General features: G+C 32.0%; 24 protein-coding genes. 20 read left to right on the forward strand and 4 right to left on the reverse strand.

What is annotated here, in order from left to right; translation table 11 throughout:
* Positions 1 to 105 precede the first annotated feature (105 nt).
* Together ACK2WO_RS05440 and ACK2WO_RS05445 are read right to left on the reverse strand one after the other, a co-directional pair.
* Complete coding sequence (locus tag ACK2WO_RS05440; protein WP_414698651.1) at positions 106 to 1875, reverse strand: NFACT family protein; 1770 nt, start codon at positions 1873 to 1875, stop codon at positions 106 to 108.
* 370 nt (positions 1876 to 2245) lie between these two features.
* Complete coding sequence (locus ACK2WO_RS05445; protein ID WP_178411434.1) at positions 2246 to 3046, reverse strand: SDR family oxidoreductase; 801 nt, start codon at positions 3044 to 3046, stop codon at positions 2246 to 2248.
* Positions 3047 to 3422: 376 nt separating this feature from the next.
* On the opposite strand from ACK2WO_RS05445, the gene ltaE reads away from it, so the two are divergent.
* The 17 genes from ltaE to pepI all read left to right on the forward strand — a co-directional run bounded on the left by ltaE (position 3423) and on the right by pepI (position 22296).
* On the forward strand, positions 3423 to 4454 hold the full coding sequence (gene ltaE, locus ACK2WO_RS05450; RefSeq protein ID WP_178411511.1) for a low-specificity L-threonine aldolase: 1032 nt from the start codon (positions 3423 to 3425) through the stop codon (positions 4452 to 4454).
* A 778-nt stretch (positions 4455 to 5232) separates the two neighbouring features.
* Positions 5233 to 6066 (forward strand): diaminopimelate epimerase, encoded by an 834-nt coding sequence (gene dapF, locus ACK2WO_RS05455; RefSeq protein ID WP_414698652.1) that lies wholly within the window; start codon positions 5233 to 5235, stop codon positions 6064 to 6066.
* 3 nt (positions 6067 to 6069) lie between these two features.
* Positions 6070 to 6951: a YicC/YloC family endoribonuclease gene (locus tag ACK2WO_RS05460; protein ID WP_414698653.1), complete on the forward strand. Its 882-nt coding sequence runs from the start codon at positions 6070 to 6072 to the stop codon at positions 6949 to 6951.
* A gap of 51 nt (positions 6952 to 7002) precedes the next feature.
* Positions 7003 to 7626, forward strand: coding sequence for a guanylate kinase (gmk, locus tag ACK2WO_RS05465; RefSeq protein WP_178412651.1), 624 nt, complete (start codon positions 7003 to 7005; stop codon positions 7624 to 7626).
* Positions 7620 to 7889, forward strand: a complete 270-nt coding sequence (rpoZ, locus tag ACK2WO_RS05470; protein WP_414698654.1) for a DNA-directed RNA polymerase subunit omega — start codon at positions 7620 to 7622, stop codon at positions 7887 to 7889. The genes gmk and rpoZ overlap by 7 nt, the downstream gene beginning before the upstream one ends.
* Position 7890: 1 nt before the next feature.
* Positions 7891 to 9093 carry a bifunctional phosphopantothenoylcysteine decarboxylase/phosphopantothenate--cysteine ligase CoaBC gene (gene coaBC, locus ACK2WO_RS05475; protein ID WP_414698736.1) on the forward strand — a complete coding sequence of 401 codons (1203 nt, stop codon included), beginning with the start codon at positions 7891 to 7893 and terminating at the stop codon, positions 9091 to 9093.
* Between the two features lie 98 nt (positions 9094 to 9191).
* Positions 9192 to 11684, forward strand: coding sequence for a primosomal protein N' (priA, locus tag ACK2WO_RS05480; protein ID WP_414698655.1), 2493 nt, complete (start codon positions 9192 to 9194; stop codon positions 11682 to 11684).
* A gap of 70 nt (positions 11685 to 11754) precedes the next feature.
* Positions 11755 to 12195, forward strand: coding sequence for a peptide deformylase (gene def, locus ACK2WO_RS05485; RefSeq protein ID WP_414698656.1), 441 nt, complete (start codon positions 11755 to 11757; stop codon positions 12193 to 12195).
* Positions 12196 to 12323: 128 nt separating this feature from the next.
* Positions 12324 to 13253, forward strand: coding sequence for a methionyl-tRNA formyltransferase (fmt, locus tag ACK2WO_RS05490; protein ID WP_414698657.1), 930 nt, complete (start codon positions 12324 to 12326; stop codon positions 13251 to 13253).
* Positions 13254 to 13261: 8 nt separating this feature from the next.
* On the forward strand, positions 13262 to 13996 hold the full coding sequence (locus ACK2WO_RS05495; protein WP_414698658.1) for a DUF116 domain-containing protein: 735 nt from the start codon (positions 13262 to 13264) through the stop codon (positions 13994 to 13996).
* A 15-nt stretch (positions 13997 to 14011) separates the two neighbouring features.
* Complete coding sequence (locus ACK2WO_RS05500; protein ID WP_414698659.1) at positions 14012 to 14719, forward strand: zinc metallopeptidase; 708 nt, start codon at positions 14012 to 14014, stop codon at positions 14717 to 14719.
* 642 nt (positions 14720 to 15361) lie between these two features.
* On the forward strand, positions 15362 to 16687 hold the full coding sequence (rsmB, locus tag ACK2WO_RS05505; protein ID WP_414698660.1) for a 16S rRNA (cytosine(967)-C(5))-methyltransferase RsmB: 1326 nt from the start codon (positions 15362 to 15364) through the stop codon (positions 16685 to 16687).
* A 16-nt stretch (positions 16688 to 16703) separates the two neighbouring features.
* Positions 16704 to 17732 (forward strand): 23S rRNA (adenine(2503)-C(2))-methyltransferase RlmN, encoded by a 1029-nt coding sequence (rlmN, locus tag ACK2WO_RS05510; RefSeq protein ID WP_178411552.1) that lies wholly within the window; start codon positions 16704 to 16706, stop codon positions 17730 to 17732.
* An 18-nt stretch (positions 17733 to 17750) separates the two neighbouring features.
* Positions 17751 to 18497 carry a Stp1/IreP family PP2C-type Ser/Thr phosphatase gene (locus ACK2WO_RS05515; protein ID WP_414698661.1) on the forward strand — a complete coding sequence of 249 codons (747 nt, stop codon included), beginning with the start codon at positions 17751 to 17753 and terminating at the stop codon, positions 18495 to 18497.
* A gap of 18 nt (positions 18498 to 18515) precedes the next feature.
* The gene (pknB, locus tag ACK2WO_RS05520; protein WP_414698662.1) at positions 18516 to 20408 is read left to right on the forward strand and encodes a Stk1 family PASTA domain-containing Ser/Thr kinase; all 1893 of its coding nucleotides are present in this window, start codon (positions 18516 to 18518) and stop codon (positions 20406 to 20408) included.
* Positions 20409 to 20491: 83 nt separating this feature from the next.
* Positions 20492 to 21223: an elongation factor P 5-aminopentanone reductase gene (gene ymfI / locus ACK2WO_RS05525; RefSeq protein WP_414698663.1), complete on the forward strand. Its 732-nt coding sequence runs from the start codon at positions 20492 to 20494 to the stop codon at positions 21221 to 21223.
* A 188-nt stretch (positions 21224 to 21411) separates the two neighbouring features.
* On the forward strand, positions 21412 to 22296 hold the full coding sequence (pepI, locus tag ACK2WO_RS05530) for a proline iminopeptidase (protein ID WP_178411367.1): 885 nt from the start codon (positions 21412 to 21414) through the stop codon (positions 22294 to 22296).
* 294 nt (positions 22297 to 22590) lie between these two features.
* Here pepI and ACK2WO_RS05535 read toward each other — a convergent pair whose 3' ends face one another.
* On the reverse strand, positions 22591 to 23694 hold the full coding sequence (locus ACK2WO_RS05535; RefSeq protein ID WP_414698664.1) for an acyltransferase family protein: 1104 nt from the start codon (positions 23692 to 23694) through the stop codon (positions 22591 to 22593).
* Between the two features lie 365 nt (positions 23695 to 24059).
* On the opposite strand from ACK2WO_RS05535, the gene rsgA reads away from it, so the two are divergent.
* From rsgA to ACK2WO_RS05550, 3 genes are all read left to right on the forward strand, one after another.
* Positions 24060 to 24941, forward strand: a complete 882-nt coding sequence (gene rsgA / locus ACK2WO_RS05540; RefSeq protein ID WP_414698665.1) for a ribosome small subunit-dependent GTPase A — start codon at positions 24060 to 24062, stop codon at positions 24939 to 24941.
* Between the two features lie 2 nt (positions 24942 to 24943).
* On the forward strand, positions 24944 to 25597 hold the full coding sequence (gene rpe, locus ACK2WO_RS05545; protein WP_414698666.1) for a ribulose-phosphate 3-epimerase: 654 nt from the start codon (positions 24944 to 24946) through the stop codon (positions 25595 to 25597).
* 80 nt (positions 25598 to 25677) lie between these two features.
* Positions 25678 to 26328 carry a thiamine diphosphokinase gene (locus ACK2WO_RS05550; protein ID WP_414698667.1) on the forward strand — a complete coding sequence of 217 codons (651 nt, stop codon included), beginning with the start codon at positions 25678 to 25680 and terminating at the stop codon, positions 26326 to 26328.
* A gap of 126 nt (positions 26329 to 26454) precedes the next feature.
* Here the strand turns inward: ACK2WO_RS05550 and ACK2WO_RS05555 are convergent, their stop codons facing one another.
* Complete coding sequence (locus ACK2WO_RS05555) at positions 26455 to 26922, reverse strand: DUF6773 family protein (protein ID WP_414698668.1); 468 nt, start codon at positions 26920 to 26922, stop codon at positions 26455 to 26457.
* Positions 26923 to 26939 lie beyond the last annotated feature (17 nt).

Raw genomic sequence — 26939 nt, forward strand, 5'->3', positions numbered from 1 at the left:
TCCTGGCTATTTATAAAATTTTATTACCATCTTTAATTTTAGCACAATAATAAAAAAAGTGAATAGATTTTGATAAAAAAATATTAATAAAATGAAAAATTATTTTTATTTGATTTTTAGCTGTGCAACGATTTCTTCAGTTGGTGTAACGTATGCGGTATTATTTGTTTCATATATAACCATTCCTGGCTTTGCACCACCTGGTTTTTTAACATTTTTCCTCTTTGTATAATCTACTGGCACTTTTGCAGACATTCTTGCCTTACTGTAATAAGCGGCTAAAACTGCAGCTTCAAACAGTGTCTGGTCAGAAGGCTCGTGTCCTGCACATTTAACAATAACGTGAGAACCCGGTATATCTTTAGTATGCATCCAAATATCATCGTTATCGGCAAGTCTTAGAGTAAGGTAGTCATTCTGTCTATTATTTTTACCTACTAAAATCTGATATCCTTCAGACGATTTAAATTCTAGTGGAGCAGTAGAAGGCTGTATCTCTTTTTTACCGATTTTTTTCTGAGATTTTACATATCCTGTCTTAACAAGTTCTTCTCTTATATCTTTAAGCTCTTTAAGATTTTCACAGTTTTCTATACCAAGTATAGTATTTTCAAGGTATTCAATCTCTTCCTTAGTCATAGCCATCTGATTTGTAATCTCTATTTTTGCGTTTTTAAGCTTATTGTATTTTTTAAAGTATTTCTGAGCATTTTCAGAAGGTGTAAGATTCTTTTTAAGAGCTATTGTAACAGTTTTATACTCTGGATCGTAGAAGTTTTGAACATCTACACTTTCCATACCCTTTTCAATCATATAGATGTAAGAAGTAATAAGCTCTCCTTTAACCTTGTAAATCTCAGCATTTTCAGACTCTTCAAGTTCTTTTTGCTGTTTTTCTAGTTTGTGGATAAGTCTTTCAAGTTTTATAGAGATGTTTTTCTTCATAACAGAAGCTCTTTGATTTATTCTATCTTTGATATCCTTAGTTTTATAATAATCTTCTATAGCTGAAGATATACTATCCTTGTGAATTGTAGTAAATTCGTGGTACATATCCATATTAATACATCCAAAATCTACTATTTTATCAATTTTTTCGTTAAGAATAATACAAGGTGAATAATTTCCTTCTTTTATATCTTTAAATAAATTTTCAAATGCATTGAATAGATTTTTTAAGTCTGAATCAGAAAGTGAAGAAGTAGGTTCGCTTTTTTCTATTCCAGCCCTAAAACATATTTCTCTAGCTATTGAAGGACTTATTCCTAAAAATTCTGAGTAAATTGATTTGAAACAAGGTCCTTCAAAAGATTTAATTCTACTAGAAAAATCATCAAGAGAAATACTATCAAGTGGATTCAACTTATCCTGAGCTGGTGGAAGATTGTAATCCTGACCCGGAAGAATCTGTCTAACCCTACTCACACTGACAGGAATTCTCTTAGCTGCATCTACTATCCTATTTTCATTTCTCTGAACAAGGATAATATTACTGTGTCTTCCCATTATTTCAACATAAATGTCCTTAATAGTCTTTTCCTTTAATTCATCAAAAGATTCGACACTTATCTTTAAAATTCTCTCAAATCCAACCTGTTCAATATTTGTAATAACGCCACCTTGAACATACTTTCTAAGAAGCATACAGAAAACAGGTGCTTTCTTAGGATTGTTCTTCTTATAATCCTCGGCCAAATAAACTCTTGGATTTGATGCACTTGCACTAAGCACAAGTTTGTAGTTTGTTTTATGATTTCTTATCTGAAGAAGGATTTCGTCCTCTTCTGGTTGATATATCTTATCGATTTTTGCTCCATTAAGCAGAGAATTTAACTCGTCTGCTATTGAATGGATAACTAATCCGTCTAATGCCATAATTGTTTCTCCTCTCAAAATATCTATCATTTAATTATATCATACATAGCTTTATCTCACATATAAACCTTAAATTAGTTTAGAATATATAAAAGATAAGTCGCTCTTTTTATGTGTATCGTATTTTTTACTAACAAGCAAAGGGATAGAAAATAAATTTTAGAGATGTCATCACTTTTGTGTATAATAAAAAAATAATAATTTATAAAATATATAAAATTATTACCTTCAAATTAAGACCTTAAATAATTGTGGACAAAAAAATAGGAACAAGATTAATAACTGCTAGTCCAGCGACACTTGGAGACGTTTGCGTCGTAACCGTGGAGCGGATAGCAGTTATTAACTTGTTCCTTTTATGTTCCAATAATTAAGGTCTTAATCCCATTCCACCTTCAAGAGTTATTGTTTCACCACTCATGTATTTGAAGTCTGGTGAAGCTAACTGTACACATACACGTCCGATTTCTTTTTCAGCATCTCCGTAGTGTCCAGCAGGTGGCATTTTAACATTTTCTTTGAATGCCTGTGGATAAGCTTTTTCAAAGTTTTCAAGCTGTGCAGTCCAAGCAAGTGGGCAGATTATGTTTACATTTATTCCAAACTGTCCCCATTCATTAGCTGCAACTCTACTTAATCCACGTACACCTTCTTTAGCAGCTGCATAAGCACACTGTCCAAAGTTTCCGAATAAACCAGCACCTGATGCGAAGTTTATTACGCTTCCTTTAGTTTCTTTTAAGTATGGTAAACAAGCCTGCATGTAGTAGAATGTTGCGTATAGTCCTGAATATACTGCTAGGTCAAACTGTTCAGTTGTATGATCTTCTAAAGTAACACCTGAAGCAGAAGCCTGAGCATTATTTACTAATACGTCTATTCTTCCAAAAGCATCTATTGTCTGTTTTATAACTTCATCAACAACAGCTTTGTTATCGCCGCCTGCACTTACATCGGCTCTAACTGGAAGAACTTTTACTCCATACAGTCTTTCTATTTCTTCTTTAGCGTCTTCTAATTTTTTGACATTACGTCCTGTTATTACTATATTTGCTCCTTCTTTAGCAAATGCTGTAACTATTCCATATCCTATAGACCCGCATCTTCCGTCGCTTAATACAGATCTACCTCCACCAGTAACGATTACTGTTTTTCCATTTAAAAATCCCATAATAGTGTTCCCCTTTCACATAAACTATAAAAAAGTTTTTAACCTATATATAAAATAATTTTTTTATATTATGGCTTTATAATACAATCTTTTTCTTAAAAGTTCAATAGTTTTTTGAAAAGTATTAAATTTCACAATATTGCAAAATAACTATAATAAAATAGTATAAATCTAAAAAATTTCATAGGAAAAAATTTAGAAAATAATATTGTATAAGAATGTATTACAGTATTTTTTATGATAGATATATACCCAATAAAATAGAAAGTATCACATAATTTTAATTTTTATTTTTAAAATATTAAAATATGTGAAAAATCATTATATTTTGATATAATTAAATTGTGAAATTTAAACACTGAAAGGAATAGATGATATGAGATTTATTGATTTAAGAAGTGATACAGTTACAATGCCTACAGATAAAATGAGAAAGGCTATGGCAGAAGCAGAAGTTGGTGATTCTATATACAGAGATGACCCTACTTTAAATGAATTAGAAATAAAAGCTGCTGAAAAAGTTGGAAAAGAAGCTGCTATATTTGTTCCAAGTGGAACTTTTGGAAATCAGCTTTGTCTATTCACTCACTGTACAAGAGGACAGGAAATAATAATAGGTAGAGATTACCACATAGTTGTTCACGAAGTTGGGGCACCTGCAGTTATCGCTGGGGTTCAGCTAAGAACTTTAGACACAGGAATAAAAGGTGAATTAGATCCTAAAGAAGTTGAAAAGGCAATAAGAAGAGATGATATACATGAACCATCAACTGGACTTATATGTGTTGAAAATGCTTGTTTAGGTGGAACAGTAGTAAGTGTTGAAAATTTAAGAGCTATAAAAGATGTAGCAGAAAAACACAATTTACCAGTTCACTTAGATGGAGCCAGAATATTCAATGCAGCAGAAGCATTAGGTGTAGATGTAAAAGAAATAACTGCTTGTTGTGATTCAGTTATGTTCTGTTTATCAAAAGGTCTTGGAGCACCAGTTGGTTCAATAGTAGCAGGAAGCAAAGAATTTATCGAAAAAGCTAGAAGAAAACAGAAACTAATGGGTGGTGGAATGCGCCAGGTTGGAATACTTGCAGCAGCAGGACTTATAGCTATAGATGAAATGACTGAAAGATTAGATGAAGACCATAGAAACAGCCACTATTTAGCAGATGAATTAGATAAAATAGATGGAATATCAGTAAATAAAAATACTAATGATATAAGTATGGTTTATTTCACAATGGGTGAAGATGTGATACCAGAAAAGGAATTCGTTCAGAAAATGTACGATAGAGGAATAAAAATAAGTGGAATGGAAAATGGAGAATACAGATTCGTAACTCATGTAAATGTGAGTAGAGAAGATGTAGATACTGTTATAAATACAGTTAAAGAATTAGTTTTAGGATAAAGAAAAGGGACTCTTGCATTATTTTGCAATAGTCCCTTTTTAGATTATTTTTTATAAAATTACTAATTAGATAAGAGTGGGGAAAACAAAATTTGCCACCCTTTGTTACTATGCGAAGCATATGAGATATAGACAAACTCTTCTCCAGGCTTCGACGCGTGAGCGAGATATAGTTTTGTTTTTACTAAAATACGCGTCTGCAGATTGTCGAAGGAGTTTTGTCTATATAACTCATATGCTACATATTATCAATAGTTTTGCCAAATTTTGATTTATCCACCCTTTATAAGTTAGTAAATTTATAGTAGATTATCATTAAAAATGGATTTATTGCAAAATAATTGCTAAGAGTCTCTTTTTTTATATTCTAAAATTAATTTTTAATCTATATTTATAACAGTATTTACTGAAGAAATTTATTTAGAAATTAATAATTAACTGTATTTATGATGGTATCTAATATCAATAAGTAAGAGAAAAATTAATGCTATGGATTTCTAAGAGTTGAAAGAATTTGTAAGAAGGAATGAAATATAATTAATTATATTTATTAAAAAAATAATAGAATTAATCATTTTTAAAATAAAAGTTTAACGTCAATGTAAATAATAATTTGGAAACAATGAAATTTTAGTGTATAATTATATAGTTAAGGAAGACTATTTGAAACACACATACGGAACTTTCAAGTGTGATAAAAAACTACTACTTGGGTTTATGCAGAATTTTTTATTCTCGAAAGTAGGTAGTAAAAATACTGTATAAGGAGTGTATGAATATGAAATTCTGGAAACTACATGGTATAGGAAATGATTTTATAGCTATAGATGGGAGAAATGACGGAAAAAGTCCTTCAGAGTATTCTTCATTGGCGTTACAGGTATGTAACAGAAGGATGTCTGTTGGGGCAGATGGACTTTTAGTTGTAAAAAATTCGAATGTAGCAGATGTTGAAATGGTCTACTACAATTCTGATGGCTCAAGAGCTGCTATGTGTGGAAATGGACTTAGATGTTTCTGTAGATTTGTTTACGATAACCATATAGTCAATGAAAAAGAATTTGATGTTGATACTTTAGCAGGTATAAAACATGTAATAGTAAATACATCGGATTTAGGAGACGTAATAAATATAAAAGTAGATATGAGTGGGGGAACATTTAAAACAAGTGAAATTCCCGTATCTACAGATAAGGAAAAATTCATCGAGGAAAAAGTACATATATTAGATAGAGATTTTACAATAACATCTATGCTTATGGGAGTACCTCATACAATAGTTTTTGTAGATGAATTTGACCTAGATATGATAAAAAAATATGGGCCAGCTATAGAAAATTGTGAATTATTCCCAGAAAGAACAAATGTAAACTTTGTAAAGGTTAGAGATCAGTACAATATAAACGTGTACACTTGGGAAAGAGGATGTGGATATACATTAGGTTGTGGAACGGGAATGACTGCATCAGCTATAATTTGCAATTATCTTAGAAAAACAGAAAAGAGTATGAATGTTACATCAAAAGGTGGAACAGTTAAAATTGATATAGGTGATACAGTGTATATGACAGGACCAGCTGTTAAAATATGCGAAGGATACTTGGAGGTTTAAGAGATGGCAATAAGTATGACAGGCTTCGGAAGAGGCGAATATAGAGATGATAATTATTATTTTTTAGTAGAATGTAGAACAATAAATCACAAATACTCTGATATAAATATAAGACTTCCTAGAAAAATAGCTTTTTTAGAGGATAAAGTTAGAAATTTAATAAAAGACTATGTAAAAAGAGGAAGAGCTGATGTATTTATAAAATTAGAACTTACTGGAAGTGAAGATGTTAGTTTAAAATTTGATGAACAGCTAGCAGACCAGTACTACAATATACTAACTCGGATAAAAGATAGATACTCTATGGATGATGATATATCTATAATGAACATCGCAAAATTCCCAGATGTTGTTAGAACAGAAGAAAAGGAAGATGATGAAGACCTTCTTTGGAATATGTTAGAACAGGCTGTTAAGGCTTCTATGGAAAAACTTACTGAAATGAGAACTATAGAAGGTAAAAAACTTGCAGAAGACATAAAAATGAGATGTGGACTACTTAGAGAATACATAGATAGAATAGAAGAATATTCAGAAACAGTAGTTGTTGAATATAAAGAAAAATTAACTTCAAGAATTAAGGAATTTTTAGATAATCCTGAAATAATAGATGAAAATAGAATAGCTATGGAAGTGGCTATATATGCGGATAAGAGCAATATAACTGAAGAAATAGTTAGATTTAAGAGCCATATAGCTCAGCTTAAAACAACAATAGAAAGAAATGATTCTATAGGTAGAAAAATAGACTTCTTAATTCAGGAAATGAATAGAGAAACTAATACTATAGGCTCAAAATCATCAGATTTAGAAATAACAAATACAGTTGTTGAAATTAAGAGCGAATTAGAAAAAATAAGAGAACAGATTCAGAATATAGAATAATTTGTAGAATTTATTCTGTATTAAAAATAAATTAAGCGGAGGATTTTGAAAATGAATAGAAAAGGGATTCTAACTGTTGTTTCAGGACCTTCAGGTGCGGGAAAAGGTACAATATGTAAAGAGTTATTAAAAAATAACGAAAACATAAAGTTATCTGTATCTGCTACAACTAGAGCTCCTAGAGAAGGAGAACAGGAAGGCGTAAACTATTATTACAAAACACACGAAGAATTTAAGAAAATGATAGAAGAAGGAGATCTTTTTGAATACGCTGAAAGATACGGCAACTTCTACGGAACTCCAAAAGCAGCTATAATGGAAAATCTTGAAAAAGGTCAGGATGTACTTCTTGAAATAGAGATGATAGGTGCTTTAAATGTTAAAAAAATGTGCCCAGATTCAGTTCTTATATTCGTATTACCACCATCTTTAGAAGAATTAAAGAAAAGATTAGTTGGTAGAGGAACTGAAACAGAAGAACAGATTGAAAAAAGATTCAGCATGGCGTATGAAGAGATACAGACTCTAAAAGAATACGACTATTTCATAATAAATGAAGATGTTGAAACTGCAGCTAAGGACATAGAATCTATAATAGCAGCAGAAAAAAACAAAACAGAAAGATACAAAGAAGCAATACTTAAAGAATTTGAGGAGGAATATAAAAAATGTTAAAACCATCAATAAACGACGTATTAGAAAAAATAGACAACAGATACTACCTAGCTTGGACTGTAGCAAAAAGAGCTAGAGAATTAGTTGACGGAGCTGAACCTTATGTAGAAACAGCTAAAAAAGAAAAACCAGTTATAACTGCTACTAAAGAAGTTGCAGAAGGAAAAATAACTTACAGATTATTAACAGAAGAAGAAATAGCAACAAAAGAAAAATTACATCAGGAAGAACAGAACAGACAGATAGCTGAACAGCAGGAGTAATATTATGGAAAAGAAAACAGTAGTAATCGGGGTTTGCGGTGGAATAGCTGCATATAAGGCTTGTGATATTGTTAGTAAGCTAAAAAAATTAGATGTAGAAGTACATGTAATAATGACAAAATCTGCATGTGAGTTTGTAGCTCCGATGACTTTCCAGACACTAAGCCAGAACTTTGCTATAACAGATATGTTTGAAGAGCCAAAGACTTGGGATGTAGAGCATATATCTCTTGCAAAAAAAGCAGATACTTTCTTAATAGTACCCGCTACTGCAAATGTGATTGGAAAGATAGCTGGTGGAATAGCTGATGATATGCTAACTACTACAGTTATGGCTACAAAAGCACCAGTTATTATAGCACCTGCTATGAATACAAATATGTACGAAAATCCTATAGTTCAGGATAATATCGAAAAATTAAAGAGATATGGATACAAATTTGTAGAGCCAGCTTCAGGAAGACTTGCATGTGGAGATTTAGGTAAAGGAAAATTAGCCGATGTCGACGATATAGTACATGAGGTATATGTTTCTTTATTTGGAAGTGATGATTTAAAAGGTATGAAGATAACTGTTACAGCAGGTCCTACTGTTGAAGATATAGACCCTGTAAGATACTTAACTAATAGATCATCAGGAAAAATGGGATACTCAATAGCAAAAAGAGCGATTATGAGAGGTGCTGAGGTAACTCTTATATCAGGGCCTACAAGCTTAGATATACCTAGAGGAGTACATAAATTTGTTCAAACTTCATCTGCAGAAAGTCTTTATAATGCTGTAAATGATAATTTTGAGGACTGCGATGTACTTATACAGAGTGCTGCAGTTGCAGACTATAAGCCTAAAAATTATTCAAAGAAAAAGGTCAAAAAGAAAGAAGGAGACCTTTCAATAGAGCTTGCTAGAACTAAGGATGTTGCCAAAGAAATGGGTAAAATCAAAGCAGATAAGGTTTTAGTAGGATTTGCAGCAGAAACAAATGACTTACTTCAAAATGCTCAGAGAAAAATAGAATCTAAAAACTTAGATTTTATAGTAGCAAACGACTTAACTAAAGAAGGTGCTGGATTTAACACAGATACTAACATAGTTAAAATAATAGATGCTGACGGAAATATGGAAGATTATCCAAAAATGAGTAAAGAAGATGTTGCAGATATTATACTTGATAAAGTAAAAGGAATAATAGAAAATCAGTAATATCGAGAGAAAATTATTAAAAATAAAATCAATAAAAAATAGAGGGGTAACTCCTCTATTTTTTTACATATATTTTAGAAAAAGGAGGGATGGAGTAAATGTATGCAGAGGTTATAGTCAGAAGTAATACAGTTTATACGGATAATCTCTTCACTTATAAAATCCCAGAATTTCTAGAGGATGTCCTAAGAATAGGACATAGAGTTTTAGTTCCTTTTGGAAAGGGTAATAAACCTATAGAGGCTTTTGTCTTTAAGATTAAGAATAATTTTGGAGATGAAAAAGGTTTAGAGGAAGAGAATTCAGATAAAAAATTTAAAATTAAGGAAATAGTAGATATTTTAGATGAAGAGCCTTTGTTTTTACCTGAGCAACTTGAGCTAGTTCATTGGATGAAGAATAGATATATTTGCACATATATGGAATGTATAAATATGATTTATCCAAAGGGACTTAAGTTAAAAAATTACAAGGTTGCAGTTTTAAAAAATGATTATTTAGAAAAAATGGATTCTCTATCTGATGATGAGAAAAAAGTTGCAATAAAAATTTCGGAAAATAAAGGAAAAATTAAGGTAGAAAAGCTAAAATACTTGGAAAATATAAATAATATACTACACAGAATGAAAAATAAAGGTGTTGTAGATATAAAATGGGAATATGCTAACACAAAAAATGAAAAGAATATTTGCTTTGTAAGTCTAAGATACGATGAAGATGATACAGAGGAGTATATTTCTGAGAATAAGATAAGAATAGGAAATAAACAGAGAGAAATTATAGAATTTCTTAAATTAAATGAGGAAGCTGAGATAAACGATATTGTCGATATTTTAAAGGTTTCTAAGCAAAGTATAAATTCATTGAAAGATAGAGGTTTACTCGATTTTACAATGAAAGCTTATTATAGAAAGCCTGAATCGAGATATAGTGCTGAATCAAAGAAAATAGAATTAAATGAGCAACAGAGAGAAGTTGCTGAGGTTGTAAAAAATGAGATGTTTGACGAAGATAAAAAGCCTTACATACTTCATGGGATAACAGGAAGTGGGAAAACAGAGGTGTATATGGATATAGTTGAATATGCACTTTCTCAAGGCCTAGATAGTATAATCCTTGTTCCAGAGATTTCTCTTACACCTCAAACTGTTGCTAGAATAAAGAATAGATTTGGCGATATAGTAGGAGTTTTCCACAGTCAATTATCTGAAGGAGAAAAATACGATGTTTTTAGGGCAGTCAAAAAAGGCGAGATAAGAATACTTATTGGAGCAAGGTCTGCACTATTTGCACCATTTAGGAGCTTGGGAGTTGTTATAATAGACGAATTCCACGAATCTGCTTATAAGTCAGAGATGAATCCTAAGTTTAGTGCACTTGAGGTTGCAAGATACATGTCATTCAAAAATAATGTAACCTTGGTAATGGGATCAGCTACACCTTCAGTTGAGGAATACTATAAAGCAAAAAATGGAGAATATGAACTATTAAAGATAGATAAAAGGGCAAATTCTAAGCCATTGCCTAAGATAGAGGTTGTAGATATGAAGGCCGAGCTAGGAATGGGAAATAAGAGTATATTTAGCTCGACTTTGATAGAAAAAATAAAGAAAAATACTTTAGAAAAAAATCAGACGATTTTATTCTTAAATAGAAGAGGATATGCAAACTTTGTGTCTTGCAGAAGTTGTGGATATGTTATGAAATGTGAAAACTGCGATATTTCTCTTACATACCACAAAAGAAGCAATACAGCTAGATGTCACTACTGTGGATACGAAAAACAGGTACCTAGTGAATGCCCAGAATGTGGTAGCAACTATTTAAGACCTTTTGGAACAGGAACTCAGAGGATAGAAGAAGAGCTAAAACATCTGATTCCAGAAATTAAGGTGCTTAGAATGGATAAGGATACTACTGCAAGAAAAGGTGCGACAGAGGAAATTTTAGAGAAATTTAGAAATAAAGAGGCAGATGTTTTAATAGGCACTCAGATGATTTCTAAGGGGCTAGATTTTTCTGATGTTACATTAGTAGGAATAATTTCGGCGGATATGATGTTAAACTTCCCTGATTTTAAAAGCTTTGAAACAACCTTCCAGTTAATTACTCAGGTTGCGGGAAGAGCAGGAAGAGCAGATAAAGAAGGAGAAGTTGTGCTTCAGACTTATAATACAGACCATTATGCGATAAAATGTGCGATGGAGTATGATTTTGAAAAATTTTATGAAAATGAAATTAAAATCAGAGAGACGTTTGAATACCCTCCATTTAATAATATGATAAGTGTTGTTATAAGTGGAGAAAATGAAAAACTGGTAGAGAAAAATGCATACTCGATGTATAATTCTTTAAGATATTTATTTAAAGGAAGAGGTGTAGAGGATTTAAGCTTTATATTAGGGCCAAATCCATGTGCTATTTCTAGAATAAATAAAAATTACAGATGGCAGATATTATTTAAGGATGATGGTGTTGAAATTAATCTTTTAAAGGGTATAATTAAATATGTATGTATAACAAAAAGAGATGTTGTATTTGATAAGGGAATAAATATTTCAATATCGGTAAATCCAAATAGCGTACTTTAAAATATGAAAATAAAAAATAAAACTTATTATTAAAAAGAACAGTTAAAACGGTTATTAGGAGGAATAAAAAATGGCTTTAAGAAGAGTTACAAAAATGGGAGAACCAGTATTAAGAAAAAAATGTAAACCAGTTACAAAATTCGATGAAAAATTAGGACAGTTATTAGATGATATGGCTGACACTATGTACGAAGCAGATGGTGTAGGACTTGCAGCACCTCAGGTTGGTATGTTAAAAAGAGCGGTTGTTATAGATATAGGTGAAGGAATTATAGAATTAATAAATCCAGAAATAATAGAAGCATCTGGAAAACAGACTGATATAGAAGGATGCCTAAGTGTAGACAATATAAATGAACCTGTTACTAGACCATACTTTGTAAAGGTTAAAGCTCAGGACAGATACGGAAAAGAATTTGAATTAGCAGGAGAAGAATTACTTGCAAGAGCTTTCTGCCATGAATTAGACCACTTAGATGGAATATTATTTGTTGATAGAGTAGAAAAATAATTGGTTTATTAAATAAAATTGATTTATCTAATAAATATGATAAAGAGTATAAATTGAATACAGTACAAATAATATAGATCAAATATAGTATAAAGAAATAGCAAATTAAGAAAGTAGGATGAATGTAGATGAAAGTTGTATTTATGGGTACTCCAGATATAGCTGTTCCATGCTTACAGAAATTAATAGATGAAAAGCATGAGATACTAGCTGTAGTTACTCAGCCTGATAAACCAAAAGGCAGAGGTAAAAAATTGGCAATGCCACCAGTAAAAGAACTAGCTGTTGAACACGATATACCAGTATATCAGCCAGTTAGAGCTAGAGATGAAGAATTTGTTCAGACTATAAAAGAAATAAATCCAGATTTAATAGTAGTTGTAGCATTTGGACAGATACTTCCAAAAGAAATATTAGAAATACCAAAATTCGGATGCGTAAACGTACATGTATCTTTACTTCCAAAATACAGAGGAGCAGCACCTATAAACTGGGTAATAATAAACGGTGAAGAAAAAACAGGTGTTACTACAATGTACATGGATGAAGGACTAGACACAGGTGATATGATACTAACAAGAGAATTTAAGTTAGATGATCAGATAACAGCTGGTGAACTTCACGATATAATGATGGTTGAAGGAGCAGAGGTATTAAAGGAAACTGTTGATTTAATAGCAGAAGGAAAAGCTCCAAGAATTCAGCAGAATCATGAGGAATTTACTTATGCACCTACAATGGATAAAGAGCTAGGGCATATAGATTTTAGCAAAACTTCAAGAGAAATACATAACCTAGTTAGAGGAGTTAATCCTTGGCCAAGTGCTTATGCTATATACAATGAAGGAAAAATGAAAGTTTGGAAAACAGAAGTATTAAACGAAACTAGCAATAAAGAACCTGGTACTATACTAGGTACAGATAAAATGGGGATAAAAGTAAGTACAGGAGATGGCGTAATTTTAATAAAAGAAATGCAGATGCCAAATAAAAAGAGAATGCCTGTATCAGAATATATAAAAGGTAACAGTGTAGAAACTGGAGCTGTTCTTTCATAGGTGATATTATGTCAGATATGAAGAAATATTCAATAAGTATAGCTATTTTATTTTCTGTGCTACTGGCAATTACTTTGATAGGTGATTTTTTAGTAGCTGGAACACCTAGTTTAATAATATACATAAGTATAGCTCTTATTTCTATAATTGCGATTATATTCTTATTTTCTGCAATTATAACTAAAAAAGTTTTAGATGATAAAAAAGTAAGCCCTAGTCTAATGAAGATAAATTATAGAATTGTAAAGACATTATATCCTATAATTGTAGTGATTTCAGAGCTTGCAGGTATGTCTAAGAGTGGAATTAGAAGAGTTTTTATTAAATTAAATAATAGCTATGTTAGAACTAAAAAATATTCTTTAAAGGGTAAGGATATACTAGTGTTATTACCTCATTGCCTACAGCAGCATACATGTAAATTTAGAGTTACCTCTACAATTGAAAACTGTGCTAGATGTGGACTATGCAATATAGCAGATCTTGCAAAATTGGGAGATGATGAAGATGTGCATGTATTTATAGCTACAGGTGGGACTTTAGCAAGAAAGGTTATAATAGAAAATAGACCTAAAGCAGTAATTGCAGTTGCTTGCGAGAGAGATTTAACTGAGGGAATAATAGATGTCAAGGGAATTCCAGTACTTGGTGTATATAATGAAAGACCTAATGGACCTTGCTTTGACACTAGGGTAAATATGGATATGGTAAGAGAAGCTGTATTGTTTTTTAAAGGAAAATAGGACGGTGATTTTAAAATGATGCCATATTATGGAATGGGTATGTTTTACGACCCAACAATGATGATTTTAATACCTGCGATACTATTTACAATGTACGCACAGTTTAAAGTATCATCAACTACAAATAGATTTTTTAGAATAAAATCTCGTAGCGGATATAATGGACAAGAAACTGCTGAGAGAATTTTAGCAGCAAATGGAATAAGAGATGTTAGAGTAGTTCCAATAAGAGGGACTTTAACTGACCATTACGATCCAAGAAAAAAAGTACTTAGATTATCAGAAGAAGTGTACTACGGAACATCTATAACTTCTGTTGCTGTTGCAGCACATGAATGTGGACATGCACTACAGCACGCTTATGGATATAAGCCTCTAGAAATAAGAGGGGCAATAGTTCCTGTTGTAAACTTTGCTTCTAGTTTATCTTGGATACTTATATTTGTAGGTTTATTCTTCTCTGGAAATAATACTATGCTACAGCTTGGGATATTGATGTTCTCTGCAACAGTAATCTTCCAGTTAGTAACACTTCCTGTTGAATTTAATGCTTCAAAAAGAGCATTATTCCAGTTACAGGATTTAGGTATTGTCGATAGTGGAGAAGCAAGAGATAGTAGAAAAGTATTATCTGCAGCTGCGATGACTTATGTTGCTGCGGCATTAACTGCAATACTACAACTTGCAAGACTATTACTAATAGCAAACAATAGAGATGATTAATAGGAGGGGCTGTCACAATATTTTGTGGCAGTCTTTTTTTCTGTCTTGAATAATTATTTGAATTCCTCTCCAGGCTTCAATGCCCCGCAAAATTATATAAGACCTTAAATCTGTTGCGGGGCATTTCCAGATTGTCGAGTTCATTTCAAATAATTATTCAAGACAAAAAGAACTGCCAACAAAATATAAGTGCCAGCTGAGCCTAAAGGAAAAAGATAGAAATATGTGTGTGGCACTTGCGGAATTGTCGATGCAAATTAATTCGTGATTACCCGCCAAAAGTCAGATTGCAAAAAACTTGCAACAGCAATCATTTATCTTTTTTAAATATGGAATTCGGGGATAGAAAAATAAGTAAAAGGAACTGCCAACAAAATATATGTTTCGGCCAATTTAGGTTAAGATATACATAAAATTATAGAATTTTTATCTCAAAAGAAGATGTATATAGACAAAAGCTACGACAATCTACAGACGTCACGCAACTTTTAAATGTGTTAGATAAAAGGGCGTGACGTCGAAGCCTGGAGTGCATTGTCTATATCATCTTCTTTTTTGAGTGACAGAATTCTATTATTTAGTGTATAATTAATATTAGATTACTATGCAAGTTTATTGCATAAAGATAGAGAGGTTAATAATATGAACGCAAGAGAGGCGGCATTTAAGATTCTTTGCGATATTGAGATAGAAAAAAACTATTCTAATATGGCAATCAATAAGATTTTTAAAAATGAAAAAGTAAGTGACAAGGATAAAGGGCTTGCGACAGAGCTTGTTTATGGAGTTATAGAAAATAGAAAATACTTAGATTTTATAATAAATAAATTATCAAAGATAAAAGTTAAGAAGATGTCTAGTTTTGTTAAGATAATTCTTAGAATGGGGACATATCAGATTTTATTCTTAGATAAGATTGAAGACCATGCAGCTGTTAATGAGACAGTTAAACTGGCTAGTAAATACGACGGAAAGTCTAAGGGATTTGTAAATGCTATTTTAAGAAATGAGATAAGACAGAAAAGAACTATAAAATATATAGATATAGAGGATCCAATCAGAAGATTAGCTGTTAAATATTCATATCAGCAGTGGATTGTAGAGGATTGGGTTAAAAACTTTGGTATAGAGTTTGCAGAGGAGCTTCTTGAAGCTTTAAATGAAAGACCAGATTTATATGTTAGAACAAATACTTTAAAAATGGACAGAGATTCTCTTCTAAAAGAATTTGAAAAAGAAGGAATTAAGGCTTCTAGAGCGTTACTTCCAGAAGAGGCTATAATGGTTGAAAACTTTAAAGGTATAGAAAGCTCTAGATTATATAAAGAAGGACTATTTACTGTTCAGGATATAAGTTCTATGCTTGTAGCTAAGGTTGTAGCTCCTAAAGAAGGGGATATGGTACTAGATGTTTGCAGTGCCCCAGGTGGAAAGAGTACTCACATGGCCGAGCTTATGAAAAATACAGGAAAAGTAGTATCAAGAGATGTTTTTGAGCATAAAATAAAGGTAATAAAAGCAGCATCAAAGAGACTAGGTATAAAAAATATAGAAGCTGAGGAATTTGATGCGACTGTTTTAGATGAGGCTAGTGTGGATAAATTTGATTGTGTACTTGCTGATGTTCCTTGTTCTGGACTTGGAATAATAAGAAGAAAACCAGAAATAAAATATAAAGCTAAAGAGGAATTGGCAGATTTACCTAAAATTCAGTCTAAAATACTTGAAAATGCATCTAAATATGTTAAAATAAATGGAACTTTAGTATATTCAACTTGTACAGTTCAGGACTGCGAAAATATAGAAGTTGTTGAGAAGTTCTTAAAAGAAAATCCAAACTATGAATTAGTTCCAATAGAAGGAATAAATGTAGATCCAGATGAACAGGAAAAAGGATACATAAAAATATATCCAAATGTTCATGGAATGGATGGATTCTTTATAGCAAAAATGAAAAGAGTTAAATAATAAATGAGGTAATATTATGGAAAATAAAAAGGCTTTGAAAAATTTTACAGAAGCTGAGATGAAAGAATTTATGAAAGAAATCGGAGAAAAGGCATTTAGAGGAACTCAGGTTTATTCTTGGATTTACAAAGGTGCTAAAACTTTCGACGATATGAAAAATATTCCAAAATCTCTTAGAGAAAAATTGGAAGAAGTTTCTTATATAGGTAATATAGATATAGAATTAAAATTAGAATCAAAAGATGGGAAAACTAAAAAATATCTATTTTTACTAAATGATGGAAATATAATAGAAACAGTTATGATGGATTACGATAGCAGGGTTACTGTTTGTGTTTCTAATCAGGTAGGTTGTAGAATGGGATGTAGATTCTGTGCATCTACTATGGATGGATTAGTTAGAAACCTTGAACCATGGGAAATACTAGACCAGATAATGAAGATTCAGGAAGATACTGGAAAAAGAGTGTCTAATCTAGTTCTTATGGGAAGTGGTGAGCCACTAGATAACTACGATAATACAAAACAGTTCTTAAAAATTGTAAATGATGAAAATGGATTAAATATAGGGTATAGACATATAACGCTATCTACTTGTGGTATAGTTCCTAAGATTTATGAGCTAGCGGATTTAGAAATTCCTATAAATCTAGCAATATCTCTTCATTCTCCTTATGACGAGAAGAGAAAGGAAATAATGCCTGTTGCTAATAAATACAGCATAAAAGAAATTTTGGATGCTTGTAGATATTATATTAAAAAGACAAATAGAAGGGTTACATTTGAGTATTCATTAATAAAAGATGTAAATGACGGTAAGAAGGAAGCAGAAGCATTAGCATCATTATTAAAAGGAATGCTTTGTCATGTAAACTTAATACCTATAAATGAAGTTGATGAGAGAGATTTCAAAAAACCGGATAAGGCATTTATTTATAAATTCAGAGATTATCTTGAAGAAAGAAATATTCCAGCTACAGTCAGAATTTCAATGGGATCTGATATAAGTGGAGCTTGTGGACAGCTTAGAAGAAAACACAAGTAATCTAAAAGGAGGGATTTTATGGAATTTTATTTTGCCTCTGATGTGGGATTGGTTAGAAAAAATAATGAGGATTATTGTAAGTGTGAGATTGTGGAAGTAGAAAATGAGGAGATTGGCTTGTTTGCAATAGCTGACGGTATGGGAGGCTATAAAAAAGGAGAGGTTGCTAGTAAAATAGCCGCCGAAAATATTATCCTCTTTTTAAAGGAAAACTTACTTCAAACTAGCAAGATAAAAATAGAATATATAGACGATATACTGAAACAAGCGTATAATAATGTGAATAGCCTAATTTTTGAAAAAGCTTCAAGTGATGAAACTTTTTCTGGAATGGGGACTACATTAACTACAGCAATACTTTATAAAAATCATCTTTACATGGCAAATGTAGGTGATAGTAGAGGGTATGTATACGACGAAGAAAATGGATTAAAAAGGATAACAAGAGACCATTCTTATGTTGAGGAGTTAATAGAAAAAAATGCAATCACAGAAGAAGAGGCCATGAAACATCCAAATAGAAGCTATATAACAAGAGCTATTGGCCCAGACCCGTTTGTTATTGTGGATATATTTAAACAAAATATTGAAAAAAGTGGTATAATACTTTTAGCAACAGATGGGCTAACAGGTTGCGTAACAGATGATGAAATAGAAGATATAATAAAGAATAATGACGAATTTGAAGATATAAGCGATGAATTAATTGATACAGCAAATAATGCTGGAAATGACAATGTTTCAGTTATACTAGTTAGAGTTTAGTTAGGACGGTGATATAACGTGGGAGATACAGTTTTAGGAAATAGATATAAAATAGAAAAGAAAATTGGCGAAGGCGGAATGGCCTACGTTTATGAAGCAAAGGATAAATTATTAAACAGGGTTGTTGCAGTTAAGGTTTTAAGACCTGAATTTGTAGATGACCAGGAATTTTTAAAGAAATTTAAGAGAGAGGCTGAAGCGGTTGCAAGTCTTTCTCATCCAAATATAGTTAATGTTTACGATGTTGGAGAAGACGGAAAAGTTCATTACATAGTAATGGAATATGTAAACGGAAAAAACTTAAAAGAAATAATACAGGAAGAAGGTACTCTTGATGAGTACACAGCATTAGACATAACTAAACAGATAGCTATGGCTCTTGGATGTGCTCATAAAAGAGGAATAATACATAGAGATATAAAACCTCACAATATACTTATATCAAATGAAGGTAGAAGTATAGCTAAGGTTGCCGATTTTGGTATAGCTAAGGCTGTTTCAAACTCTACTATGACTAATATAGGTGGGGTAATAGGTTCTGTTCACTATTTCTCTCCAGAACAGGCAAAAGGTAAATTTGTTACTAATAATGCAGATTTATATTCATTAGGTATAGTGCTTTACGAAATGCTTACAGGAAAACTTCCTTTTAGAGGAGATACTCCAGTATCTATAGCACTTCAGCATATAAATGATGATATAGAATTTACAGAAGAAGAAAAAATAAGAATACCTCAGAGTGTAAGAACTATAATCAAAAAGCTTACAGAAAAAAATAGTGCTGATAGATACCAGACAGCTGAGGAACTTATAGAAGATATAGAATACATAGAAAAAAATATAGATTTAGATTTCATAAAAGAATATGATGATTTTGCTACAAGACATATAGACGAAAGAAATCTAAATACAGTTGGGAAACCGAGAATAACTCCAGCAGCTATAGCAGATATAGACGGAGATGATGCTGGATATTACGACGAAGACGACGATTACGATGATGATTTATATGAAGATGAGGAAGAAGAAGATTACATTCCTAAGAGAAAAAGAAAGAAGAAAAAGGTAATAAGAGAGGAAACACCTAAGACTAAGAAAAGATTAAAAATAGCAGCGGTTATACTTTCTTTAATACTTTTAGCACAGGTTGGTGTGTTCTTTAAATTATTCGGTTCAAGTATATTTGGTGGATTTGGCAAAAATGATGGAATAGTTGCCCCTAATGTAGAGGGAATGCAGGTAACTCAGGCAGAATCTACTTTAGAAGAAATGGGATTAAAATTAGAAGTTGCTGGATATGAATATAGCTATTCGGCTGCTGAAAATGAAATAATCTCTCAGGACCCTGATGCAGGAACTGAATTAAAAGAAGGCGATGTAATTACAGTTGTTGTAAGTAAAGGTAATAACAACAAAGAAGAGCCTAACGTAATAGGTATGAATTTAACTCAGGCTCAGAGTATGATTCAGGCTAAAGGATTTGCAGTAGGTAATATAACTTATGAGTTTAGCTCGGCTTACAAAGAGGGAACAGTATTATCACAGAGTACTTCTGATGGTAAAATATCACTTGTAGTAAGTAAGGGTGAAGATACAGCTAATAAACCAACAGTTCCAACTCCAGAAGATCCAAACGCTAACAATAATACTGGAACAAATAACAATGGCGGCTCATCAAATGGTGGAACAGACCATAATGGTGGTTCATCAAGTGGTGGAACAGACAATAATAGTGGCGGTTCATCAGGCGGAGGATCTGACAACAGTGGTGGCTCATCAGGTGGAGAGTCATCAGGAGGAGAATCTGGTGGAGGAGAATCATTAGGAGGAGAATCTGGTGGTGGCTCATCAGGCGGAGAATCTGGCGGTTCATCAGGAGGAGAATCTGGTGGCGGAGAAGCTACAGAATAGGCAAAATAATAATTTAAAATAAATAAAAAGTATCCTTTCAATCGGGGGGATACTTTTTTTATGATAATTTGGAGGAATATAAAATGAATAAGACAGCGGTTATAACAGGGGCTTCAAGAGGAATAGGAAGGGCAACAGCAATAGAATTTGCAAGAAATGGGTATAATGTATTGGCAAACTACAATAATTCAGAAAAAGAAGCAATGGAACTTGAAAAAATGCTAACAGAAGAAGGGTATAGTATAAAAGTTTTTAAAGCAGATGTGTCTAAAAGCTCTGAGGCAGATGCTATGATAGAGTATTGTTTAAAAGAATTTGGAGGACTTGACGTACTTGTAAATAATGCAGGTATAAGTCAGGATAAGCTATTTACAGATATAACTGATGAGGACTGGGAAAGAATGATGTCTATCAATGTTACAAGTGTGTTTAACTGCTCAAGAAAGGCTCTTCAACATATGATATGGGAGAAGAGTGGAAGTATAATAAATATAACATCTATGTGGGGCGAAACAGGTGGTTCTTGTGAAGTACACTATTCAGCATCAAAAGCTGCGATAATAGGTATGACAAAGGCACTTGCAAAAGAGGTAGGACCTTCTAATATAAGAGTGAATGCAGTGTCTCCAGGTGTAATAATGACTGATATGTGTGCTTATTATGGAGAAGAAACACTTAATGAGCTAAAAGAAGAGACTCCTCTTATGAAACTAGGTAAACCAGAGGATATTGCTGAGACTGTATATTTTTTAGCAGAAAAAGGCAATTTTATAACTGGTCAAGTTGTAGGTGTAAATGGAGGAATGGTTATATAAAATTGTAAAATATTATAATTAAGTATAAAAAACGTTTTCTTATTTTAAATATATATGTTGATATTTAGAAATACTATTATAAAATTACTTGTAAAAGTATTCTAGTATTGTTATAATATAGTCAAATGGCTAATTTACAAGATGTTATTTTAGTAAATAGCAAAGATCACAAGTGAGGAGTGAATGCAATGAAAATAGTAGAAGGTTACATGCCTTTCAAAGAGTACAAAACATATTATCGTATAGTAGGGGAACCAAATCCAGAAAAAGCTCCTATAATATTACTTCATGGTGGACCAGGGTCTACACACAACTACTTTGAAGTGTTAGACAAAATGGCTGAAATGGACAACAGACAGATAATAATGTACGACCAGATAGGTTGCGGTGAATCATATGTAGATGGTAGACCTGACCTATGGACAAAAGAAGTTTGGATAGAAGAATTAATGTCTTTAAGAAAACACTTAGGACTTGATGAAGTTCATATACTTGGACAGTCTTGGGGTGGAATGCAGCTTCTTGAATATATATGCAACTACAAACCAGAAGGTGTTAAAAGTATAATACTTTCTAGTACACTACCAGCATCTTGGATGTGGGGACAGGAACGGCATAGAATGATAAAATTCCTTCCTGAAGAAATGCAGGAAGCAATAGACTACGCAACTTCAAACAATGATTATTCTTCTCCAGAATATCAGGCAGCTGAAGCTGAATACATGAGACGTCACGCTGCAGGTTCTTACGGTGAAGGAGATCCAGAATGTTTAACTAGACCAGTTAAAAAAGGTGGAGAATCATATGTAGTTGGTTGGGGACCAAATGAATTTACTCCTCTTGGAACATTAAAAACTTACGATGTTACAGAACAGTTAAAAGATATAAAAGAACCAGCATTAGTTATATCAGGAGGAAACGACTTATGTACTCCATATATAGCTAAATATATGTACGACAGAATACCTAATTCAAAATGGGAATTATTCAGAGATTGTCGTCACATGTGCTTCGTTGAAGACAACGAAAAATACATAAACCTATTAATAGATTGGTTAAATGCTAACGATTAATATATAAATTTACTGTAAAAAGAAAAACTGGGCTACTGCAAAGAATTTTGTGGTAGCCCTTTTGACTTAACACAAGTATTCGCTCTCCAGGCTTCAGCGCCCCACTTCTTTATGTAACACATTTCAATGATGTGGGGCGCTTGCAGAATTGTCGGTGCGAGCTACTTGTGTTTAAGTCTTAAAAAAGGCTACTTACAAAATTCTTGTGAGTAGCCAATTTTTTTCTTTTTAGTAAGTTATATGTTAATCGTTTGTGAGGGGGAAGGGTGTAAAAAGCCTTAGAGCAAAGAGTAGTTATGCTATTGTTCTTTTTTCATTTATTTTGTTGCAGATGTATACGAATACAAGTGGTAGTACTAGGCATAGTACAGGAGAGATGAAGTAGTCAAATAGTTCTCTTGAGTTTCCTAGTATTCCTGTATCTGCAAATTGTGTTAGGAGCCATTTTATTAATAAGTGGTGTATCATTATGCTCCAAGTGTTGTTTCCTATAAAGTTGATTAGTTCTGGTAATCTTCTTTTGAATCTTAGTGCTAGTCTGCACAAGAATTCTGATAGGTACAGAACGTATAGTATTCCCAGTATAGAAGTGAATAAGCTTATGAATGTGTGTCCATTGAAGCTTACAGTTCTAAGTGAGAATGTGCAGTATCCAAATATCCGATAAAATACCGCTTTTGTAGTAACTATAGCGACAAAACCTTTAAATGTGTATTTTATATGTTCTTCTACAAATTCTTTAAAGAATAGACCTATCTGCATATATTGAAGTCCCCACGCAGTTCTTAGTATTGCGTGGAATAGTGTTACATCCTGATTTTTTACAGGATAGGTATTTGCTAAATGTGCTGCAAATAACCCTATTATGCAAAGAAATATCGTAAACACACTTTCATCAAGTAATTTCTTTTCCTCTCCAGATTTGAATGATTTTACAAATAAAGAGAAGAATCTTCTTGTAAGTGGAAAGACAATCCGCACAGTGAATAAGAATGGAACAAACCATCCAGGACCATTAAAGTAGAACTGGAATCCTCCTAAAAATGGTTCTATAAAAATACTGTGTAGATTAAAGTGTATTTCTCTTTCTAAAATTCCAAATCCAACCAAAACTAAAGTAAGGAAGAAGTAGAATAAATTTGCCTTATAGTATTTAGTTATGTTTTTAAATCTTTTTTTAACCAATGTTATATAATCGCTTTCGTATATTCTTTTGTAAAAATACCCAGAAGCGAATATAAACAGAGGTATATGATACGAGTATTCTGGGAAAAGTTCCCTGCTCGAAGTTATCGGTATTCCTATCAAATTAAATAAATTTTCATCTAAATGGCAGCTTACAACGACAATTATGCCGAGAGCTTTAAAAGCTGTCATCCTCAAATTTTTTTCTTTCATATTAAACAATCACCCTTTTTCGTATTAAATAATTAATCATATTAAATTAATTAATCAATTTTTTCTGTATTAATAATCAATCATGTTAAATTAAATAATCAATCTTAAAAAAAATCTCTTTTAAAAAATCTTAAAATCAAACAATTCTTATTATATCATATTCTAAAAATATTATAATGACTAAAGCTTTATTGGTGCTTAAATTATAAATAAAAATTTACTAGATTATTTTTTCAAAAGGATTTTAATACATTAGTGTACTTTTTAGAAAATTAAAGAATAAAAAATAGAAGTATTTAAAGAATAAAAATAGGAAGTATGATAAAATAGAAAGAGTAAGAACTTATATAAAAAGGAGAGATTGAATGCTAAAGGGAAAAATAATTAAAGGTCTTAGCGGATTTTACTATGTAGATACAGAAAACGGTTTATATGAATGCAAGGCTAGAGGAATTTTTAGAAAGCAAAAAATTACACCTCTTGTTGGAGATAATGTTGAGATAAGCATAGTAGATGAGGAAAATAAAAAAGGTGTTGTTGAAACAATTGAGGAAAGAGAAACTGAGCTTGTTAGACCACCTATTGCAAATGTAGACAAGGCTCTAATTGTGTTTGCCGTTAAAGATCCAAAACCTAATTTATCTCTTTTAGATAGATTTATTGTCCATGCCGAAAGAGAAAATCTTGAGATAGTGATTATATTTACTAAGATGGATTTAGACGATGGCTCATTAGATGAACTAGTTGAAATATATGAAAAAGCTGGGTACAAGGTTATACCTGTAAGCAGCGAAAAACATATAAACATAGAAAAAGTAAAAGAAGAATTAAAAGGAAATACTGTTGTGTTTGCTGGCCCTTCAGGTGTTGGTAAATCTAGTTTATTAAACCAGATAGATGAAAGCTTCCAGTTAAAAACAGGAACAGTAAGTGAAAAAATTGGTAGGGGTAGACATACCACTAGACATGCAGAGCTATTAAAATTAGAATGTGGAGGAATTGTAGCAGATACTCCAGGATTTAGCTCACTTGAATTAGATGGAATTGATGAAATGGAATTAAAAGAGTATTTCATTGAATTCGATAAATATGACGAATGCAAATTCGGCTCTAAATGTGTACACGAAAATGAGCCAGCTTGCGACGTAAAAGAGGCTGTAGAAAATGGGGAGATATCAAAACAGAGATATGAAAGTTATCTACAGTTATTAAACGAAATAAGACAGAAAAACAGTAGGAGGTATTAGTTATGGTTAAATTAGCGCCATCAATATTATCAGCAGATTTTGCTAGATTACTAGAAGACGTAAAGAAAGTTGAAAAAGCAGGATGTGAGTATCTTCACATAGATGTTATGGACGGACATTTTGTACCAAATATAACTCTTGGACCAGCAATAGTTAAAAGTTTAAGAAAAGATGTAAATATGGTATTTGATGCTCATCTTATGATAGAAAATCCAGATAACTACATAGAAGAATTCGTAAAAGCAGGATGTGATATAATAACAGTTCACGTTGAAGCTTGTACTCATCTTCACAGAACTATACAGAACATAAAATCTCATGGTATAAAAGCAGGGGTTGTTTTAAACCCAGCTACATCTTTAGATACTATAAAATACGTTCTTGATGACGTTGATATGGTTCTTTTAATGTCTGTTAACCCAGGATTCGGTGGACAGTCATACATACCATGTGTAACTGAAAAAATAAGAGAACTTAGAAAAATGATAGACGAAAGAGGTCTAAATGTTGAAATAGAAGTTGATGGTGGAGTTAAACCATCTAACATAAAAGAAGTAGTAGAAGCTGGTGCAGATGTATGTGTTGCTGGTTCTGCTATATTCGGTAAAGAAGATATAGATGCAGCTGTTAGAGATCTTAGAGAAAACGCAAAATAGTATACATTTGATAAAATAAAAATACTAAGTATAAAACAGTTAGTGTCTTAAAATAAAACTAGAAACAGAGTGATATAAATTTGAAAACTTGTATATTTTTAAATGGTTCTATTTACGATTATGAAGATATAAAAAAGAAGATAGAATCTGAGAATTACGATAATATAATTTGTGCGGATGGAGGTGCAAATCACGTTTATAAAATGGGTATGACTCCAGGTTATATAATAGGTGATTTGGATTCGGTAAATCCGGAAATTGTAGAATACTACAAAGAGAAGGGTGTGGAATTTAAGAAATTCCCAGAGAAAAAGAATGAAACAGATTCAGAGCTTTGTATTATATTAGCCGATATGCTTGGCTCTAAGGAAGTGGATTTGTATGCAGCTCTTGGGGGAAGGATTGACCACACTTTAGCAAATGTGAAATTATTGGATTATATGAGAAGAAAAGGTATGACTCCAAGGATTATAACTGAGGATGAGATACTTTATCTTGTTCATAATGGTAGTTTAAATGTGAAGGGTAATAAGGGAGATACTTTATCTGTTATTCCTATTAGAGGGGATGCAGCAGGAATTAGTCTTTACAATTTAGAGTACCCACTTGATAATTTCACTATGGACTATGCTCAGCCTAGAGGAATATCTAATGTGATGCTTGGTGAAGAGTGCACAGTAGAGATAAAAAATGGATCAGCTATTGTTGTTAGAAATTTAAAAGAAGTATAAATAGAAAAAGAAGAGGGAGTACTTTGGCTATTTCCCTCTTCTTTTTTACATTTATAAACCGTTTTAAATTTCAAAATAACAATTTCTGAGCCACTTTTTATTTTGAAGAGGGCTAGAGATTAGATTTTATTCTTCGTCATCGCTTTCATCAAGTTTGCTTCTTCTTTTGTTTGTTGCTGCCATACAGATTTGTAGTAGGATGTATGTTAGTATTCCTGTAAATAGTGCAGACATTATGAAAGTACCAACAACTTCTTGTTCAGTTTCTAGTGGAAATGTGAATGCATTTAATAGCCCAACTATTACACCTGCTATTATTGCTCCAATTGCATTTGTTTTGTTAGAGGCTTTTATAGATCTCGCCCATATTCCATTTTTTATGCAGCTAAATAGCATGTATATGTCTAATGCAAAAAATGTTATAACTTCTCCTAATATATGAGGCTCTGTTCCAGTGTAATTTGCGTATGCCATTTGTACAAACATAGATATTACAAGTAATGAGAATGCAATCCAAACACCATGACTTTCTATTTTTAATAATTTTTGTTCTTGCATTTCATCTAAGTAATTTCGTCTAAATATATTTTTCATAAAAGTTTCCTCCAATC

This window comes from Peptacetobacter sp. AB845 (assembly GCF_047528295.1).
GTDB lineage: Bacteria > Bacillota > Clostridia > Peptostreptococcales > Peptostreptococcaceae > Peptacetobacter.